At 42.3% G+C, this 18,419-nt stretch carries 14 protein-coding genes; 8 read left to right on the forward strand and 6 right to left on the reverse strand.

Annotated elements, in window-relative coordinates:
• Positions 1 to 227: 227 nt before the first annotated feature.
• Entirely contained in the window at positions 228 to 1,718 is a 1,491-nt protein-coding gene (locus QZ576_RS00670) for a Gfo/Idh/MocA family oxidoreductase (RefSeq protein WP_297093362.1), read from the reverse strand.
• Between the two features lie 212 nt (positions 1,719 to 1,930).
• On the opposite strand from QZ576_RS00670, the gene QZ576_RS00675 reads away from it, so the two are divergent.
• From QZ576_RS00675 to QZ576_RS00690, 4 genes are all read left to right on the forward strand, one after another.
• On the forward strand, positions 1,931 to 3,268 hold the full coding sequence (locus QZ576_RS00675) for a BamA/TamA family outer membrane protein (RefSeq protein WP_297093364.1): 1,338 nt from the start codon (positions 1,931 to 1,933) through the stop codon (positions 3,266 to 3,268).
• A 136-nt stretch (positions 3,269 to 3,404) separates the two neighbouring features.
• Positions 3,405 to 4,040 carry a hypothetical protein gene (locus QZ576_RS00680; protein ID WP_297093366.1) on the forward strand — a complete coding sequence of 212 codons (636 nt, stop codon included), beginning with the start codon at positions 3,405 to 3,407 and terminating at the stop codon, positions 4,038 to 4,040.
• Positions 4,041 to 4,129: 89 nt separating this feature from the next.
• Complete coding sequence (locus tag QZ576_RS00685; protein ID WP_297093368.1) at positions 4,130 to 5,068, forward strand: sensor histidine kinase; 939 nt, start codon at positions 4,130 to 4,132, stop codon at positions 5,066 to 5,068.
• A 6-nt stretch (positions 5,069 to 5,074) separates the two neighbouring features.
• Entirely contained in the window at positions 5,075 to 5,770 is a 696-nt protein-coding gene (locus QZ576_RS00690) for a LytTR family DNA-binding domain-containing protein (protein WP_297093370.1), read from the forward strand.
• A gap of 53 nt (positions 5,771 to 5,823) precedes the next feature.
• Here QZ576_RS00690 and QZ576_RS00695 read toward each other — a convergent pair whose 3' ends face one another.
• On the reverse strand, positions 5,824 to 7,374 hold the full coding sequence (locus QZ576_RS00695) for an OmpP1/FadL family transporter (RefSeq protein ID WP_297093372.1): 1,551 nt from the start codon (positions 7,372 to 7,374) through the stop codon (positions 5,824 to 5,826).
• Positions 7,375 to 7,408: 34 nt separating this feature from the next.
• Positions 7,409 to 8,806, reverse strand: a complete 1,398-nt coding sequence (locus tag QZ576_RS00700; protein ID WP_297093374.1) for a hypothetical protein — start codon at positions 8,804 to 8,806, stop codon at positions 7,409 to 7,411.
• A 97-nt stretch (positions 8,807 to 8,903) separates the two neighbouring features.
• Between QZ576_RS00700 and proS the strand changes: the two genes are divergently transcribed.
• The 4 genes from proS to tilS all read left to right on the forward strand — a co-directional run bounded on the left by proS (position 8,904) and on the right by tilS (position 14,043).
• On the forward strand, positions 8,904 to 10,379 hold the full coding sequence (gene proS, locus QZ576_RS00705; RefSeq protein ID WP_297093376.1) for a proline--tRNA ligase: 1,476 nt from the start codon (positions 8,904 to 8,906) through the stop codon (positions 10,377 to 10,379).
• Between the two features lie 155 nt (positions 10,380 to 10,534).
• Positions 10,535 to 11,221 (forward strand): hypothetical protein, encoded by a 687-nt coding sequence (locus QZ576_RS00710; RefSeq protein WP_297093378.1) that lies wholly within the window; start codon positions 10,535 to 10,537, stop codon positions 11,219 to 11,221.
• Positions 11,222 to 11,408: 187 nt separating this feature from the next.
• On the forward strand, positions 11,409 to 12,635 hold the full coding sequence (pepT, locus tag QZ576_RS00715) for a peptidase T (RefSeq protein WP_297093380.1): 1,227 nt from the start codon (positions 11,409 to 11,411) through the stop codon (positions 12,633 to 12,635).
• A gap of 88 nt (positions 12,636 to 12,723) precedes the next feature.
• Positions 12,724 to 14,043 (forward strand): tRNA lysidine(34) synthetase TilS, encoded by a 1,320-nt coding sequence (gene tilS / locus QZ576_RS00720; protein ID WP_297093382.1) that lies wholly within the window; start codon positions 12,724 to 12,726, stop codon positions 14,041 to 14,043.
• A gap of 79 nt (positions 14,044 to 14,122) precedes the next feature.
• On the opposite strand, the gene QZ576_RS00725 is transcribed toward tilS, so the two are convergent.
• The 3 genes from QZ576_RS00725 to QZ576_RS00735 form a co-directional block, all read right to left on the reverse strand.
• A complete protein-coding gene (locus tag QZ576_RS00725) occupies positions 14,123 to 15,286 on the reverse strand; it encodes a hypothetical protein (protein ID WP_297093383.1) in 1,164 nt (387 codons plus the stop codon).
• 284 nt (positions 15,287 to 15,570) lie between these two features.
• Positions 15,571 to 15,954 carry a VOC family protein gene (locus QZ576_RS00730; protein ID WP_297093384.1) on the reverse strand — a complete coding sequence of 128 codons (384 nt, stop codon included), beginning with the start codon at positions 15,952 to 15,954 and terminating at the stop codon, positions 15,571 to 15,573.
• Between the two features lie 148 nt (positions 15,955 to 16,102).
• Positions 16,103 to 18,400: a GH92 family glycosyl hydrolase gene (locus QZ576_RS00735; protein WP_297093385.1), complete on the reverse strand. Its 2,298-nt coding sequence runs from the start codon at positions 18,398 to 18,400 to the stop codon at positions 16,103 to 16,105.
• Positions 18,401 to 18,419 lie beyond the last annotated feature (19 nt).

Here is an 18,419-nt window from a genome sequence, read left to right on the forward strand (position 1 = left end):
ATTGTCAGGAATAAAACGACGGTTAGATTTTTTACATAGATAAAGCGTTTGATTAGCGAACCGCCGGTGATTGGATCGGCGGTTCATTTAATACCGGCAAAACAGACAGATTAAAACAATAAAACAATGCAGAAAAGCATCTAATTCTATTACTCGGGGTAATAGAGTGAGTAAAAAAGAAAGGGCAGTAATTACTGCCCTTTCGATTATATTGTTGTTTCTTGTTTTTAGATATCCAGCTGTCCTTCAGCGTTGGCGTTGGTCAGGTTGCGCACTTTAGTAGTTCCGCCACCTGTCAAAGTAAGTTCTACCGGTTTATTGGTTTTCCAGGCGCCGCGTGTAAAATCGGGTACTTCAATAGGTGCCGATCCGTTGGCGATCGACCACTCGCTTAACGGAGTCAAAGAACTCCAGGCTGCTGCATCGTAAACATCCATGTCAACAGGCAGTCCATTACGCAGGCAATCGATTAGGCGCCAGTCCATAATAAAGTCCATTCCACCGTGTCCACCAACTTGTTTGGCCATTTCGCCAACACGTTTTACAATTTCAGGTTCGTATTTTATGCGCAGTTCTTCCATTTCCGCTTCACTAACTGCTTCGTGCCCAAAAGCAATGTGTTGCAACGGATATTTTTGGGCAAAACATTTCGTTCCGCTCAGCATATGAATACGCGAGTAGGGACGGGGAGAAGAAACATCGTGCTGGATAAGGATTGTGCGACCTTTGTTGGTGCGTATCATTTGCATATCCATGTTGCCGCGCATGTCCATTCCAACAAATTTTTCGAAAAACGGATCTTCCTTGGCTTTTTCTTCAATACGTTTTTTTAGCGTAAAATCTTCCGAGATCATCGCTGTCAGGTAATCCATTTTATCGCCACGGTTGATGTTCATCGCCTGGCAAATCGGTCCCAATCCATGTGTTGGGTAAACATTTGCTTTTCGCTGGTTTTCGTATAAACGCCACATTTTTGTGTAGGCGCCATCCGTCATTTTTTCATCCTGTGGCTTGTTAAAATGCCAGTAGTCCAAATCGTGTATATAAGCACCTTCGCCATGAATTAAATCGCCAAAAACTCCCTGGCGAACCATGTTCAGTGTCAGTAATTCAAAAAAGTCGTAACAACAGTTTTCAAGTATAACGCAGTGCTTTTTAGTGCGTTCTGAGGTTTCCACCATTTGCCAGCATTCGTCCATCGTTTTGGCTGCCGAAACTTCAAGTGCTGCATGTGCACCACCTTCCATGGCTGCCAGTCCAACAGGTACGTGCCATTCCCATGGCGTAGCGGTGTATACCAGGTCGCAAAGGCCACTGTCGCATAATTTTTTAAACTCGTGTTCGTCGCCAACAAACTCTTTGGCTTTTGGTAAGCCGGCATCGCTAAGTATTTTCTGAGCACCATCAACAGCAGCCTGGCGGATATCGCACAAGGCTACAATTTCAACACCGTCAATAAAAGTCATTCGTTGTACTGCGCCCGATCCGCGGTCGCCAATTCCCACAAAACCAATGCGTACTTTATCGAGTTTTGGCGCGGCATAACCACACATGTTAAACTGTTGCGGATTGTTGTTTACGGCAGCATCTTTTATGAATTGCATGGCCGATGGCTCAGCTTGTGGCTGGCTCTGACTGCACGATGTTAGTCCTCCGGCGGCGATTCCTGCGCCAACTGCACCGGTTACTTTAAAAAAATCCCTGCGATTTGTTTTCATTTTGGTTCAGACTTAAGAATGAGTTTTTCAATAATTGCTAAAGCACTATAAAAGAAAATATAATTATTGCAAAAGACAAGAACAACGGTCAGAAAGCAAAGACGATTATAAAATCATTCCATTTTTACTTATATTCGACATCGTATTTCGGTACCAGATCAAAAATATGTTTTACTTGAATTACTTTCTTAGTCTAACTAAAATCAATTAACATGAAACGTTTACTGTTTTTATGCGCATTCTTAACCGCTTGTTTATTGGCGGGGGCGCAGGAAAGTGTAACTAAACAAGGTTGGAATTTTGGGGCATTGCCGGCCGTAACTTTCGATACCGACCTTGGTTTTCAGTACGGCGGTTTGGTAAACCTTTATCATTATGGCGATGGCAGCCGCTATCCCAAGTACGATCATAGCATTTATCTCGAGGTATCGCGGTTTACCAAAGGAAGCGGAATTAACCGTTTTAACTACGATTCGGACCAGCTGATTCCGGGCCTGAAGACATCGCTTGATATTAGTTACCTGAGTGATCGTGCCTACGATTTCTATGGCTTTAATGGTTACGATGCCGTTGTAAACAAAGACTGGTACGACGATGAAACGGCAGATTACAAAACCCGGATGTTTTATAAATACGACCGTAAACTATTTCGTTTTAAAGTTGATTTGCGCGGAGATCTCGCCGGTGAAAAATTTGACTGGATTGGTGGTTTTAACCTCCTGAATTTTAAGCTCGACTACGTTGATATTGACAAGCTGAATAAAAATAAAGACGATGAAGATTTGTTGCCACCGCACAGCGAGGCTCCGGGATTATATGAAATTTACCGCGATTGGGGAATTATTTCGGATGAAGATGCCGATGGTGGTTTTGTGCCAACCGTAAAAGCTGGTGTTGTTTACGATACCCGCGATAATGAACCCAACCCGATGAAAGGAATGTGGACTGAAGCTGTTTTGTTGGGATCGCCAGAATTTCTGGGAGGAGAGCATAGTTTTACCAAACTAACGCTTATTCACCGCCAGTATTTTACCATCATTCCAAACGATCTTTCTTTTGCCTACCGTCTGGGATATCAGACAACGCTTACCGGAAATGCTCCTTTTTACTATCAAACACAAATGATTACTTCGGGAATGAGAAGTGCTACTTCTGAAGGTTTGGGAGGCGCTAATTCATTGCGCGGAATATTACGAAACCGTGTGGTTGGCGATGCAATTTTCTTAGGAAATGTAGAAGCCCGCTGGAAATTTGCCCGCTTTCAGTTTAAAAACAATAACTTTTATATGGGACTAAATGCATTTGCCGATTTTGGGCGGGTAACAAAAAAGATTGATGTGGATAAATCCAATATTAATGTTCCTGCTATTTACCCAAATCCTTTAGATAGTTATTTTGATAACGATGCTGAAGCGATGCACTATTCATTTGGTTTGGGCCTGCGCGCTGCTATGAACGAAAACTTTGTCGTTCGTTGCGATTACGGTATGGCCGCCGATGAACGCGATGGCGATTCGGGTATTTACATCGGATTACACTACTTATTTTAATCGTTTCGGTCGGTTATCATTTTGCTGCTGAGCGGTAGTTTTTTATCTCAACGACAAAAAGCCGCATCTCAACGAAAAAATTCTTTTGGGCAACTAAAGTCCTGTAAATTTGAGTAGAAATTAAAAAATCATGAAAATGAAAACACGTAATATTCTACTCTTTGCAACCATTACCCTGCTGTTATCGGGGTGTGTTGTTTTCTCATTTTACCCATTGTATACCGAAAGTGATTTGTTTGAAAACGATTTGCTGTTGGGCGAATGGCTGGAAGACGAAAATCCGGATATTGTTCTTAATGGAGAAAACGATGTATGGAAATTCACACATCCGTTTCTTGGCGATGAAAAAGATAGAGTAAGAGACAAAAAACGATATGCACTCACGCTTACGTCAAATGATGATGGCGAAGTGAAAGAATCGAAATTTGAAGTGCATGTAATTAAACTGGCCGACGAGTATTTCCTTGATTTTTACACCGAAGATTATGGCGGTACGGAAAATGTCACTTTAGCCGATTTACATCTGGTTCCGGTTCACACTTTTGCCAAATTAACCGTTGCTGAGGATAAGCTCGAGATCCGTTGGTTCGATCCTGATTGGCTGGAAGATCTGATAAAGGAAAACAAAATTAGGATTCATCATGAGGACAACGGCGATTTTATTTTGCTCACCGCCAAACCGAAAGAATTACAAAAATTTGTAAGCAAATATGTGGATTCGGAAGAAGCTTTTGAAGATGGATTAGACGTAGAGTTATTTCGGAAAAAATGAACAGCTACTTAAAAATTACACTAGGGCGGCTCATAAAAAACAGGGTATTACAACATATCCTGTTTTGGTGTTTATCGTTTTTAATTCTGATGAACGTGTTAAAAGTGTCGGCCGAAGTAAAACGGATCGACCTGATTTACGCGGCTGTTTTTCACCTACCCATAGTTTGTGTGGTTTACCTGAATTTAAAACTGCTTTTCCCGCTACTTTGGGAGCGCGGCAATTATTTTAGTTACGCTATAGCTGTTATTGTGGCAGCTGCTTTGGGCTCAGGTTTTTACCTGCTTTTATTCGACAAACTGATCGATTATATTTTCAAAGGCTATTATTTTATAGCCTACTACAGCTTTTGGGATATTTCGTTGTTTTTTGCCATTTACCTGTTTATTTCCAGTTTGTTGCACCTCGCGCGTGGGTATTTCCGTGCCGAAGAACTGGAAAAAGAAAAATCGCAGGCGGAACTAAAAGCTTTAAAGTCGCAAATCAATCCGCATTTTCTTTTTAATTCGTTGAACAGCATTTACAGCATGGCCCGAAAAGAATCGAAGGAAGTGCCTGAAAAGATCGTTCAGCTTAGCGATTTAATGCGCCATATTATTTACGAATCGGATGCTGATTTTATCGCTTTGAAAAAGGAAGTTGAAATGTTGCAGAATTATATCGATATGCAGAATCTCCGCTCAGGTAAAAGCCAAATTGTTTTCAATATTATTGGCGAAATAAAAGGGAAAAAAATTGCACCCTTGTTGTTCCTGCCTTTTGTTGAGAACAGTTTTAAACACGGGATGAAAGGAGGAGCAGACAATGCCTTCGTGAACATCAAAGTTGAAGTTTCGGCTAAGGAGCTTCATTTCGAGGTTGAAAACAGTAAAGGACAGGCAAACGATCCGTTCTCGGCAAAATACCATGGAATTGGAATTGAGAATGTGAAGAAGCGCCTGGCAATGATCTATCCCAATCAACACAAGTTGAAGATCTCGGATAATGAAGAAACATTTAAAGTACTTTTGCAAATACAACTGAGTTAGCAAAACATGGCTAAAACAAAAACATTAAACTGTATTATTGTTGACGACGAGCCATTATCGCAGGATGTGATCCGCGATTTTGTTGAAGCTTGTCCGGAGTTGGAGCTTGCCGGAATTTGCAACGACGCTTTGGAAGCCGGTCAGTTGTTAAAACAGATAAACATCGACTTACTTTTTTTAGATATAAACATGCCCAAGCTCAGCGGAATCGGGTTCGTGAAAAGTTTAAAAGAACCGCCGCTGTTTATTTTGGTTACTGCCTATCCCGAATTTGCACTGGAAGGTTTTGAGGTTGACGCGGTGGATTATCTGCTAAAACCGGTTTCGTTCGAGCGGTTCCGAATGGCTGTAAATCGTGCACTCGAACGTTTTTCATCCCGAGAGGAGAGTACCGGGCAGCATTTGATGGTGCGTGCCAATAAGAAAGATTACCGGATTAATTTCGACGAAATAATTTACCTGGAAGCGCAGGGCGATTATGTACGTTTTGTTACCGAAACCCAATCGTTGATGGTGCACGGACGATTTAAAGATTTTATAGCTCAGCTACCTGAAAATCGATTTGGACGCATTCATAAATCGTATCTGGTTTCGCTGTCAAAAGTGGTTTATTTGGAGGGAAACCGGGTAAATCTTGGCGAGGTAAAATTACCCGTTAGTTTGAGTTTTAAAGAGACGTTTGTAAGCAAACTCAACGCATAAAAAAAGACACAAACCCAAAGGAATGTGTCTTTCTGTTTATATCTTTTGTTTTACTAGAATTTAAATCCCAGCGTAAACATTACATCGTGAGTTAAACCGTCAAATTTAGCAGCTTCCGGTACCGGATAGTAACCCGAAACCGGTGCGCTATACGGCAATTCGTATTCCATCATATCGGTCAGGCGGTAGGCCAAATCGAAAGTGAAACTGCCAAAACGGTAACCTAAACCTGCAGAGTAAACATTCAATTCGTCGTTCGACTTAAATTGGTCGTTTCCTAACGAAGTTGATTTGTATGCAGTTGGATAATACTCGTAACCGGCACGCAAACTTAAGTTGTCAGTTGCACGCAATTCGCCACCAACACGTATGTTGCCAACCGATTTATAGGCATCTTTAATTTCCTGGTTTTCGGCAGTAAATCCGTAACCGTCGCCACCTCTTCTAAGTTTTGCCGATGAATAATCAACATATTCATAATCAATGCTGATCAATCCTTTTTTTGCAATTACAAAAGCACCGCTAAATGTTGCACGCAATGGCGTATTTAGTTGATAATCGTAATTGTTTAAAGGTGAATATCCCGCATCGTCAACTACACCGATATCTTCAAAATCATTTCTTGAGAACATTTCAGTGTGGAAGAAATCGTGCATGTCGTAGAAAGTAGGAGTGTGAAGTGATGCTCCTAAACGAATTTCGTTAATCGGTTTGTATATAACACCAATTTTAAAGTTGTAACCTGTTCCTGTTGTTCTCAGGTAGCTGTTAAATTGCATGTCGACAAAGTTTGGAATTACATTTTGTTCGTCCCACTCTTCGTAAGTGCTCGATTCGCGATAGTAAATATCGGTTACTCCCAACGTAGCTCCAAGGTATACTTTGTGGTTAAAATTCAGTCCAACGGCAAAGCTGTATTCATCAATCGATCCTGAACGCGAAATACTTTTGCGTTGCGCTACCGGATGGTTCTGAATATTTTGATCAAATGGATTAATTTGTATATCGCTTCTCCATAATCCGGCTTCTTCGTCGTAATACATTAAATCTGCACCCGAATTATTGTCCGAATTGTAATAAGCCAACTCTTCGTAGTAATCGCTCCAGCCTGCATTCGGATCTTCGCCATTTGCATTTTCAATCAGGTCGTCCATAAATGAACTGGTAACTCCCGTAGCTCCCAATAGCGAGTTGCTGTTAAAGTCTTTCAGGCGGTTATAGCCAATTCCAAGGTTTACACTTATAAGGCCAACATCGCTGCGCGACGCTGTAGGAATTACTGTTACATAGCTTAAATTATTCAATGCAACGTTGTATTTGGTATCCTCCATCAAGGTATTCATGTAGTTACCTTCGGTTTTGCCGTAAGTAAACTTTGGTGTAACGGTTAATTCCGACGTTCGGTAAACTCCCAAACCGGCAGGGTTAATACTGGTAGAAGTAAAGTCGCCGCCCAATGCTCCAAATGCATTACCCATCGCTCCGGCACGTGCTGTTCCGGTAACTTGAATGCTGGAATAGCGAAGTGCATCGAGCAAATCTTGTGCCTGCATAAAAAAGGGCATAAATAGGGCAAGTAAGAGTATGCTAAAATATTTTTTCATGGCAAATAGTTTTTGTCGTTAATGTTCTTTGATACTATCTTCTTCCACCACCACCGCGTGATGAACCACCAGAACTTCTTGAGCCGCCAGAAGAGCCGCTACTTCTAGAACCGCCTGAAGAGCCACTGCTTCTTATGCTGCTGCCGCCACTGCTTCTGTAACTGCTTCCGCTGCTACGCGATGGGCTGCTGCTACGGTAGGTGCTGGTTGATTTGGTAGAAGACGGTGCACGATATGAACGTGAAGAGCTTCCGCTACTTGAACTACGATTGTAAGTAGAGGTTGAACGGTACGATCTGTTGTAAGTTGAAGTCGACTTTGGAGCCGTGTAATTCGAACTTGATCGATTACTGTTCGACGTAACTACTCGTGGTTTTGTGTAGTTTGTACTTGCATTGCTACTAGGTCGTGTATAACTTCGGGTTGTTGTTGCCGAACCCGGACGAGTGTAGCTTTGCGTACGCGTTGTAGCCGATTTTGATGTATTTGTTGCCGGACGAGTTGTAGCACTCGTTGTTCTTCTTTGTTCAGTTAAAACTCTTGCGTTATTTGTTGCCGATCTGTCGGTTGCAGTTCTGGTTCTGTCGGTGGTTGCCGATTTGTTTACAGTGCTTGTTCCGCGTCGGTTGTTACTTGCCGACACTGCTGCTGCAGATGATGATCTGCGGGCTGCATCGCCACGGTAAACATTGGTACCTGTTGAACGACGTTGGCCATACGTATAACCTCTTCCGTAATCGTTGTAGTAACCGCCGCCGCCATAATAGCCGCCACCGTACCAACCACCGTACCAGCCTCCGCCGTACCAGCCACCGTAGTATGGTGGATAGTAGCCATAGCCCCAGCCATAATAAGGATAATTCCAACCCCAGCCCCAGCCGGAATAGAATCCACCCCAGCCAAGCGACCAGCTAAGTGACCATGATGGGTAGTACCATGATGAGTAATAATATGGATCGTAGTAAAATGGATCGTAATAACTCCAGCTGTCCCAATAGAACGGATCGTAAAAGGACGGACGGTGGAAACGGCGGATACGGTAGGCGTAGTCCAGCTCGTCGCCATCGTAATAGTTGTTTATTACGTATTTCATTTCATCGTCGTTGTAGTATACTGTTGTGTCGCTGGCTTCCATTTCCATTTGGTCCATGTTGTAGCGCAACACATCGGCATCTTCTTCCGAGCCTTCAAAAATGTAGTTATTCATGGTATTCGAACCATCTTCACCTTTTTCAATATTGCTGATGATCATGGTGTTGGCCGATTTTTCAACCGGTTGCTGTTCCACAACTTCTTCAACAGCTATTGGAGGAGGAACTTCACCCGGATTAAAGTAGATGTCGTCGGAATACGTACCAGACACATATCCTCCCGTCGAACAGGCTCCAAGAACGATAGCCAGTAATCCTAAAAATGTTAATCTTGATTTCATAAGGTATCCTCCGTTTATTTAATGTCAATAATAATTACTTTCTTTGTAAGCTCAAAATTTATAATGTAAAAACAAAATCTATACCAAATATTAGATTATGGCGAAAGAATTGACCTCGCGTAGCGAGAATTATTCACAATGGTACCAGGATTTGGTAATTAAAGCAGACCTGGCCGAGAATTCAGCGGTTAGGGGATGTATGGTTATAAAGCCTTATGGCTATGCCATTTGGGAGAAAATGCAGGCCGAGCTCGACCGTATGTTTAAAGAGACCGGACACGTTAATGCCTACTTCCCGCTTTTTATACCAAAATCTTTTTTTAGTAAAGAAGCCGACCACGTTGAAGGCTTTGCAAAAGAGTGTGCAGTAGTTACTCACTATCGTTTAAAGAACGATGAGGAGAATGGCGGTGTGGTTGTTGACCCGGATGCCAAACTGGAAGAGGAATTGATTGTACGACCGACTTCTGAAACCATAATCTGGAATACGTATAAAAACTGGATCCAGTCGTACCGCGACCTGCCAATTCTGTGTAACCAGTGGGCAAACGTTGTGCGTTGGGAAATGCGTACCCGCTTATTCTTGCGTACTGCCGAGTTTTTGTGGCAGGAAGGTCACACGGCTCACGCTACAAAAGCGGAGGCCATTGAAGAGACAGAAAAGATCATTAACGTATATGCCAATTTTGCCGAGAATTTTATGGCCGTTCCGGTTGTGAAAGGTTTAAAATCGGCCAACGAGCGTTTTGCCGGTGCTTTGGAAACTTATTCTATCGAGGCGTTGATGCAGGATGGAAAAGCTTTGCAGTCGGGAACTTCACACTTCCTTGGGCAGAACTTTGCCAAAGCTTTTGATGTAACTTTTGCAACTAAAGAAGGAAAAGAAGATTACGTTTGGGCAACATCGTGGGGAGTTTCAACCCGTTTGATGGGAGCGTTGATTATGGCGCACTCTGACGATAATGGACTGGTACTTCCTCCAAGACTGGCACCTTTCCAGGTGGTAATCGTACCTATTTACCGTAAAGATGAACAGTTAGCTGAAATTACTGAAAAGGTAGATGAGATTATTGCCAAGTTGAAAGCACGAGGTATTTCTGTGAAATACGACGACCGCGATACGCGTAAACCGGGATGGAAATTTGCGGAATATGAATTGAAAGGTGTTCCTGTGCGTTTGGCAATGGGACCACGCGATTTGGAGAATGGAACTGTTGAAGTTGCACGTCGTGATACATTGACAAAAGAAGTGACTTCGCTCGACAATATCGACGAGTACGTAGAAAAATTGTTGGAAGATATTCAGCAAAATATTTTCAAGAAAGCCTACGATTTCAGAGCTGAAAATACACGCAAAGTTGATACCTGGGACGAGTTTAAAGAAGTGTTGAATACCAAAGGTGGATTTATTTCAGCACACTGGGATGGCACTCCTGAAACAGAGGAAGCCATTAAAAACGAAACCAAGGCAACCATTCGTTGTATGCCGCTGGAATACGAAGAGGAAGAAGGTGTTTGTATCTATTCGGGCAAACCTTCAAAACGCAGAGTATTGTTTGCATTAGCATATTAATGTCATTTCGAATGCAATGAGAAATCTGCTACATTGAAAAAGATTTCTCCTCGCTAGCTCGTCGAAATGACAAGAAAAATATAAAAGCAGCTCATCCGGGCTGCTTTCTTTTTTTTCAGTAATTGTGTACATTTAAAAGTTAATATTTGTATGCTATGACAGAAAAAGAAGTTCGGGCTTCATTCCTTGAAGCACTGGTAATCAAATCAACCGTAAAACAACAAGTTTACGATAATACCCGACAAACTTTTACCATCCTGAAAAAGGTGTTGAATCAGCTTGAAAAAGATTATTTGAATGCCGTGAAAGGAAAGGTGCCTGAAAATGCTTTGCCAAACTATCACGATCGTGGTCCCTTTGAAGTGGAGTTTAAAGTGGGCGGCGATCTGCTGATATTCAGTATGCACTCCAATGTTTTTGAGTTCGACGATAAACACCCCGTATGGAAAACAAAATACATCGAAGAAGATTCGCTGCGTTCGTATTGCGGAGTGATCAACATTTATAATTTTCTGGCCGATTCGTTTAAATACAACCGTGTTAACGATCTCGGATATCTGGTAGCACGCATTTTTGTAAACAAAGACAAACATTTTTTCGTTGAAGGAAAGCGGCAGTCAGACGAGGTTGTGAAAGATTTTGCCAACGATACCATTTCGCCGGGGGTGATCAGGCAAATTGTTGAAACTGCCATTCAGTACAGTATTGAATTCGATTTGTTGATGCCGGTTTACGACCAGGTGAAAGTGGCCACGGTAGATCAGATGAGGCAAAAAATGAGTCATTCGAAAATGGTTACCGGCAAACGTTTGGGATTTACCTTTAATTCCGACGATGTTTAGAACCTGGATACTTTGTGAAAAAAGGATGTCATCTTTATTTTCAGAATAAAGAAAGATGACATCCCTGAATTACTGGATGCTTGATACCAGATGCCAAATTGAAAGCTTTGTCAGTTTTTATCCGGTGCAAAAAATATAAATTTGCACATCGCGTTGAAAATAGAATATTAAAAAGTCATATAAGAGAATGGAAAAAGTAGTAGAACGATTTATCAATTACGCAAAACAATACACCACTTCCGATCCAAAAAGTAAAACTTACCCAAGTACCGACCGCCAGCTGGTTTTTATGAAAAAGCTGGTTGAGGAGCTGAAAGAAATTGGGTTAAGCGAAGTGGAAATGGACAAATACGGTTACGTAACTGCAACTATTCCAGCCAATGGCGTTAGCGATAGTCCGGTGGTTGGTTTTATTTCGCACGTTGATACCAGCCCTGATTTTTCGGGCGAAAGTGTTGAACCGCAGATATTGGAGAATTACGATGGTTGTTCGGTTTATCTGAAAAACAATGTTTGTATCGATCCGAAACAATTTCCAGAAATATTAAACTACAAAGGACAGGATATTATTACCGCCGACGGAACTACGCTTTTGGGCGCCGACGATAAAGCAGGAGTTGCCGAAATTGTAACAGCAGCCGAGCAGTTGCTGAATTCTCCTGATTTAAAACACGGCAAAATACGCATTGCTTTCACGCCCGATGAGGAGATTGGTAAAGGAACCGACTATTTTGATGTGAAGAAATTTGGTGCCGATTTTGCCTACACGCTCGATGGCGGAGAGATTGGCGAGTTGGAGTACGAAAACTTTAATGCAGCCGGAGCGACTATCAAAATAAAAGGATTGAGCGTACATCCCGGATCGGCCAAAGATAAAATGATAAACGCCCTGTTGGTGGCGCACAAATTAGTTGCCATGTTACCGCCAACACAGCGTCCGGAACATACCGATAAGTACGAAGGATTTTTCCACCTGATCTCGATGAATGGAGGTGTTGACAAAGCAGAATTGCAATATATCATTCGCGACCACGACAAAACAAAATTCGAGGACAAAAAACGCCTGTTAACCGATGTTGTTAAGTTGGTTAACTCGGAATACGACAAAGATATTGTAGAGCTGGAAATGGAAGATCAGTACTACAACATGCGCGAAAAAGTGGAGCCGGTAAAATACATTATTGATATTGCTGAAAAAGCAATGATTGATGCAGGTGTGGAGCCTAAAATAAAAGCCATTCGCGGCGGAACTGATGGTGCAAGACTTTCGTACGAAGGCCTGCCATGTCCGAATATTTTTGCGGGTGGTCATAATTTCCACGGACCGTTCGAGTTTGTTCCAATTCCATCGATGCTGAAATCGGTTGAAGTGATCCTGAACATTGCGCAGGCGGTAGGAAAACACAAAAAATAGTATAAACGTCATCCTGAACTTGTTTCAGGATCTTTTTATAGATTTCGAAACAAGTTCAGGATAACGAGCAAATAATAACCAGCAGTCCATGTACGATCAATTCATCAACAATATCAAAGAAAAGCAGCTGATTAAGCCGGAGCAAAAAGTATTGCTGGCGGTTAGCGGCGGAATCGACAGCATGGTGCTGCTACATTTATTCGAGCGCTCGGGATTTGAGTATGGAATTGCACACTGCAATTTCAGGTTGCGCGGTGATGAATCGGATGGCGACGAGGCTTTTGTGCACGAACAGGTCGAGCAGCACGGAACACCCGCGCATTTCGAGACTTTTGATACAAAGGAGTACGCATCACTTAAAGGAATTTCTATTGAAATGGCAGCGCGCGAGTTGCGTTACGATTTTTTCGAGCGAATCCGCAAGGAGTATGAATACGATTGTATTGTAACGGCACATCATCAGGACGATTTGATCGAGACTTTCTTTTTGAACCTGTCGCGGAAAACAGGAATAAAAGGCCTTACCGGAATAAAAGAGAAAAAGGGAAAACTGGTTCGTCCGTTGTTATTTGCAAGTCGCGAGGACATTGAAAAGTACGCTGCCGAAAACTATATTTCCTACCGTGAAGATTCGTCGAACAACGAAGTGGTTTACCAACGAAACTTTTTGCGGCATAAGATTTTGCCTTTATTTTCGGAGTTAAATCCGGCTTTTAAAAAGAATTTTATGGCCAGTGTCGACAACCTGAAAGTTGCTTACGATGTATACGAGAATGCCATTGGAAATGAGATTCAAGAAGTCTTGACTGATGAAAAAGAGCAGTCGGTGATTTCAATCTCGGCATTGCAGAATTCACCACATCCTAAAACAGTTTTGTTGGAGATTCTTTCCGGCTATGGTTTTAATGCCAGCGTAGTTGATGCTGTATATCAAAGTCTGGAAACGCTTTCGGGGAAACAGTTCTTTTCGAAAACACACCGATTGGTGAAAGACCGTGATGTTTTATTCATTCAGGAAATCTCAAACGATGAAGAACGTGTGTATTACATCGAAGAGGACGATATGGAGCTATTTGCCCCTTTCAGTATTTCGATTGAGCGTTTGGATGGTAAGGATTTTTCGATCATAAAAGACGCAAATATTGCCTGCATCGATTTGGATGAGGTGCAGTTCCCGCTCTTGATGCGCAAATGGCAACAAGGGGATTATTTTCAGCCACTCGGCATGACTGGATTTAAAAAGGTAAGCGATTTTTTTATTGACCAAAAAATGCCGCTGCACGAAAAAGAAAACACCTGGCTGCTGTGTAGCGGTAAAAAAATCGTTTGGATAATGGGGCAACGGCTGGATAATCGTTTTAAAGTTACCGATGCCACGAAACAAGTTTTGAAAATAGAGATCGGGTAGAAGCTACAAGTCGCCAGCTACGAGCCACGACTTTCATGTTACTGATGTGAAAATTTCTTCTTGCTCCCAACGATGAGTCTCAATCTCCATCAATCATTATCACTTTTTCTTCCATCTCCTCAATTACTATCGGTAGTTTTACCCGAACAACCTTTGGCGTATAAATGGAATTGTTTCGGATTACTTTTGACATCTTAGCATTATTTACATCGTATGTAATCAGCATTTCATTTGTTTTTGAATCGTAGTTCTGGATACATTCCCGAGCACTGTAGCAAAAATTATCTGTAGTGTATTGTGTGTTGCCTTTTGTGGTTTCGGGGATCTTGTAAATTACATATTCTTCCGACCATGGGCCTGTAATTTCCGGTGCTGTGCGAATTTTTATTTCGTTTGATCTAAACCAGATATCGTGTACCATCACCCACAGTTTTATATCGGAGTGGTATTTTACCGTGTTGCACCTGAATCCGTTCAGAACAGTGTCCATATCCGAAATATTGAATTCCTCGATCCATTTTTTATCAAGTGAGAAATATTCAAATGGCACCGACATATCTTCGAAGTTGTCTACACATTTGCGCACAAGTAGTTGGGCATTGTCGTTACGGTTCACAAAAAAGTAAAGGTATTTATCCTGGCGGGCGTGGCAACTGATTCCCGTCAGCGGAAGTTTAAAATCGGGTAGGGGAATATATTCGATATCCCAAACAAAAGGTACTTCGTATGGATTGCTGATTTTTGCCAACGTGTAGCCCAGTTGTGTGAAATTGAAAATATCGTCGGGGGCTGCATCGGGTTTTGGGCCTATTTCTTCCAAAATAACATAAAGCTGTATATCAATGATAAAGGCATCTTTTACCCAAAACTTGTGCTCCGGATTCGTTGGTTTAAATACCGGCTGCGGACTTTCGGTGTACATCTGGTTCCAGAAATACCTGGTTTCCGATTTCGATGGAGAAGGACAGGTTTGGATGGCCACGGTATTGGCGATCATTGAAACACCTTGTTTACGGCTCACTTGTTCAGCTTGCCCCACATAAGTGTCGCTAAAAAGGAAAAGGGTTGTTGTGGCATCAAGCGGAACCGAAATATCACCATCTCCGCCTAACCAGCCATCAACGAAAGGAAATTCCGGATCACAACGATTGATGAGACCTGTCCACGTTTTTGCCTCGTTATGATCTATGTGAACTCTGGGTGTAATTGAAATGTAAATATTATTGCAGGATAATAGGAGCAATGTTGAAAAAAATAATAGACAAAAGTGAGTGAGTTGCGGCTTCATTATTCCGGTTTTCCCGAATGTACGAAAGTTCCGGATTGATTGTTTCTCTTTAACAAAAACCTTGTGGGCAGCTGAGTTCTGGCAAATCAAATTTCGTGGGGGAATTCCAGATGATTGTTGTTAAGGGCAATGGAAAGAACGATCATTTCCAAGGTCAGAGAAACAATCTCTATGTTTTCCAAGGGGAGAATGATTATTTCCAAGGGTAGAAGGCTGCTTCCCTAACTTTAAAAACCGGCTTACCCCCTCGAATGCAAAGCTACACGATTGCCTTCGCTGTCGATAAGCAATGCCATAAAACCGTATTCGTCCGAGATTTTTGTTTTTGGTTGTAGCATTTTTCCTCCGGCATCTTCAACGCGCGAAAGTTCGTTGTCCAAATCACCCGAGCGTGCCGTAAAATAAATAACCACACCTTCGGTAGAAGGTTTGTAAAACTCAGGGTGGCACACCAACGATCCGGCGGAACCATAACTTTCATCTGTCATTGGGAACCAGGCCATATCCAGTGGTCCCATTTGGTTACGATCGAGTTTTACATCTAAAACTGTTTCGTAAAATTTTATGGCCCGCTCCATGTCGGTAACCGGTACTTCAAACCAGCCAATTGCGTTACTTTGCATAATCGTTTATTTAAAAGGTTGTATTTATAAAACGCAATTAAACAGATCTGGTTTTGATTTCTTGGGGGTATTAAAAAAAATGCCACCTTATTATTTAAAATAAGATGGCATTCTTGTTTTTATAAACTGCGATTTTGCAGCGTGTCAATTAATCTTCAAAAGTCATCGAGTAGGGGAAACTGCTTGTTTCCGTTCCGCGTGTTTTGTTTGGCTGGCTGGCCATATTAAAAACAACTTCACCACCATTTTGAATGGTAGCGTGTTTCAGGAAGTTTTTATTGTACGATTCGCCGTTCAGCACCACATCGTTTACATAAACGTTTTCTTTTGAGTTGTTTGTGGCATCAATTACAAATTCATTGCCGTTTTCAAGCGTGACAGTGATTTTGTTGAACAGCGGAGATCCCAAAACATACTCATCGGTTCCCGGACAAACAGGATAGAACCCCATTGAACTGAAAACATACCATGCTGAAGTTTGGCCGTTGTCTTCGTCGCCACAATAACCATCAGCCTGATACGAGTACAATTTTGTCAGCACCTCGCGAACATGCGCCTGTGTTTTCCATGGCTGATCGGAATAATTGTACAGGTAAATCATGTGCTGAATAGGCTGGTTTCCATGCGCATAGTTACCCATTCCGGCAATCTGCATTTCACGAATTTCGTGAATAGTGCCACCATAATATGAATCATCAAAAATTGGTGGAACAACAAATACCGAGTCGAGCATGGCTACAAACTCATCGTTACCACCCATCAGTTGTTTCAAGCCTTCAATGTCCTGGAAAACACTCCAGGTATAATGCCAGCTGTTTCCTTCGGTAAAAGCATCACCCCATTTGTACGGGCTAAATGGCGACTGGAAAGTTCCATCTTCGTTTTTACCGCGCATCAGTTTGCTTTCTGCATCGTAAACATTGTGGAAATTGCGGGCACGTTGTTTATACAGGTCAATTTCTTCCTGTGGTTTTCCGAGCTCCTGAGCCAGTTTCCAGATACAATAATCTGCATAAGCATATTCCAGCGTACGGGCTGTGTTTTCGTTAATGCCAACGTTATATGGCACATAACCCAGCTCGTTGTAATATTCAGCACCAAAACGACCAACCGACTCAACGGTTTCCATGTGGCCTTTGGTATTTTTAATCATAGCTTCGTACAAAGTTTCAATGTCATAACCACGGATTCCTTTTAGATACGAATCGGCAATCAATGATGCAGAGTTAGAACCGATCATACATCCACGGTGACCCGGGCTTGCCCATTCCGGCAACCAGCCACTTTCTTTGTAGGTATTTACAAGCCCTTCCATAATCTGACTGTTCAGGTCAGGATACATCAGTGTAAAGAATGGGAAAACGGCACGGAAAGTGTCCCAGAAACCATTGTCGGTAAACATGTAACCCGGCAAAACTTCGCCGTTGTAAGGACTGTAGTGAACGATATTATTGTCGGCATCAAACTCGTAAAATTTACGTGGGAAAAGCAATGTGCGGTACAGACACGAATAAAAAGTTTTTTGTTCGGCTTCGCTGCCACCTTCCACTTTAATCCGGCCCAGTTCTTTTTCCCAGATTTTCTCGCCTTCAGCTTTAATCGCCTCAAATGATTTGTCGCCAATCTCTCTGCTTAAGTTCAATTCAGCTTGTTCGGCACTGATAAATGATGAGGCCAGTTTTACATTTACTTCTTCACCCTTTTTGGTTTTGAAACCAACAATACCGCCAACGTGGAAACTTTGAGCTTCCGCAGATTCCTGTAGGTTTTCGTCTTTCCAGGTTTTTACCACCTCGAAATCTTTGTCGAAAACGGCAACAAAATAGTTTTTGAAATTGGCCGGTACACCGCCGTGATTGTTTTGGCAGTAACCAATAATTTTGCGTTCTTCCGGAATGATCTTTACCATCGATCCGCCATCGAAAGCATCCAAAAGAATGTAAGATTCGTCGTTCTCCGGAAATGTAAAACGGAACGACACAGCGCGGTCGGTTGGCGTGAACTCAGTGGTTACGTCGTAATCGGCCAGGTACACTTTGTAATAGTGCGGCTGGGCCACTTCTGCTTTGTGCGAAAACCACGATGCACGTTCTGCGCCTTTAAATTTAAGCTCCCCGGTAACCGGCATCAGCGAAAATGCCGCGTAATCGTTAATCCACGGACTTGGCTGATGTGTTTGTTTAAATCCCTGAATTTTGTACGAATCGTAGGTGTAACCCCAGCCGTCGCCCATGCGCCCGGTTTGCGGTGTCCAAAAATTCATTCCCCACGGACGAGCAATGGCAGGGTAGGTGTTACCGTTCGATAGTTTAAATTCCGAATCGGTACCCATTAACGGGTTTACCAACTCCACCAGCTTAGTGGGTGTAGTTGTTGATTGAGTGCTGACTTTTGAAGTGCAGCTAAATAGAATTGCGCCAAGGCAAAACATTAAAAAATACTTCATGGTAGTGAGTTTATTAAGT

Source organism: uncultured Draconibacterium sp. (assembly GCF_913060805.1).
Lineage (GTDB): Bacteria > Bacteroidota > Bacteroidia > Bacteroidales > Prolixibacteraceae > Draconibacterium.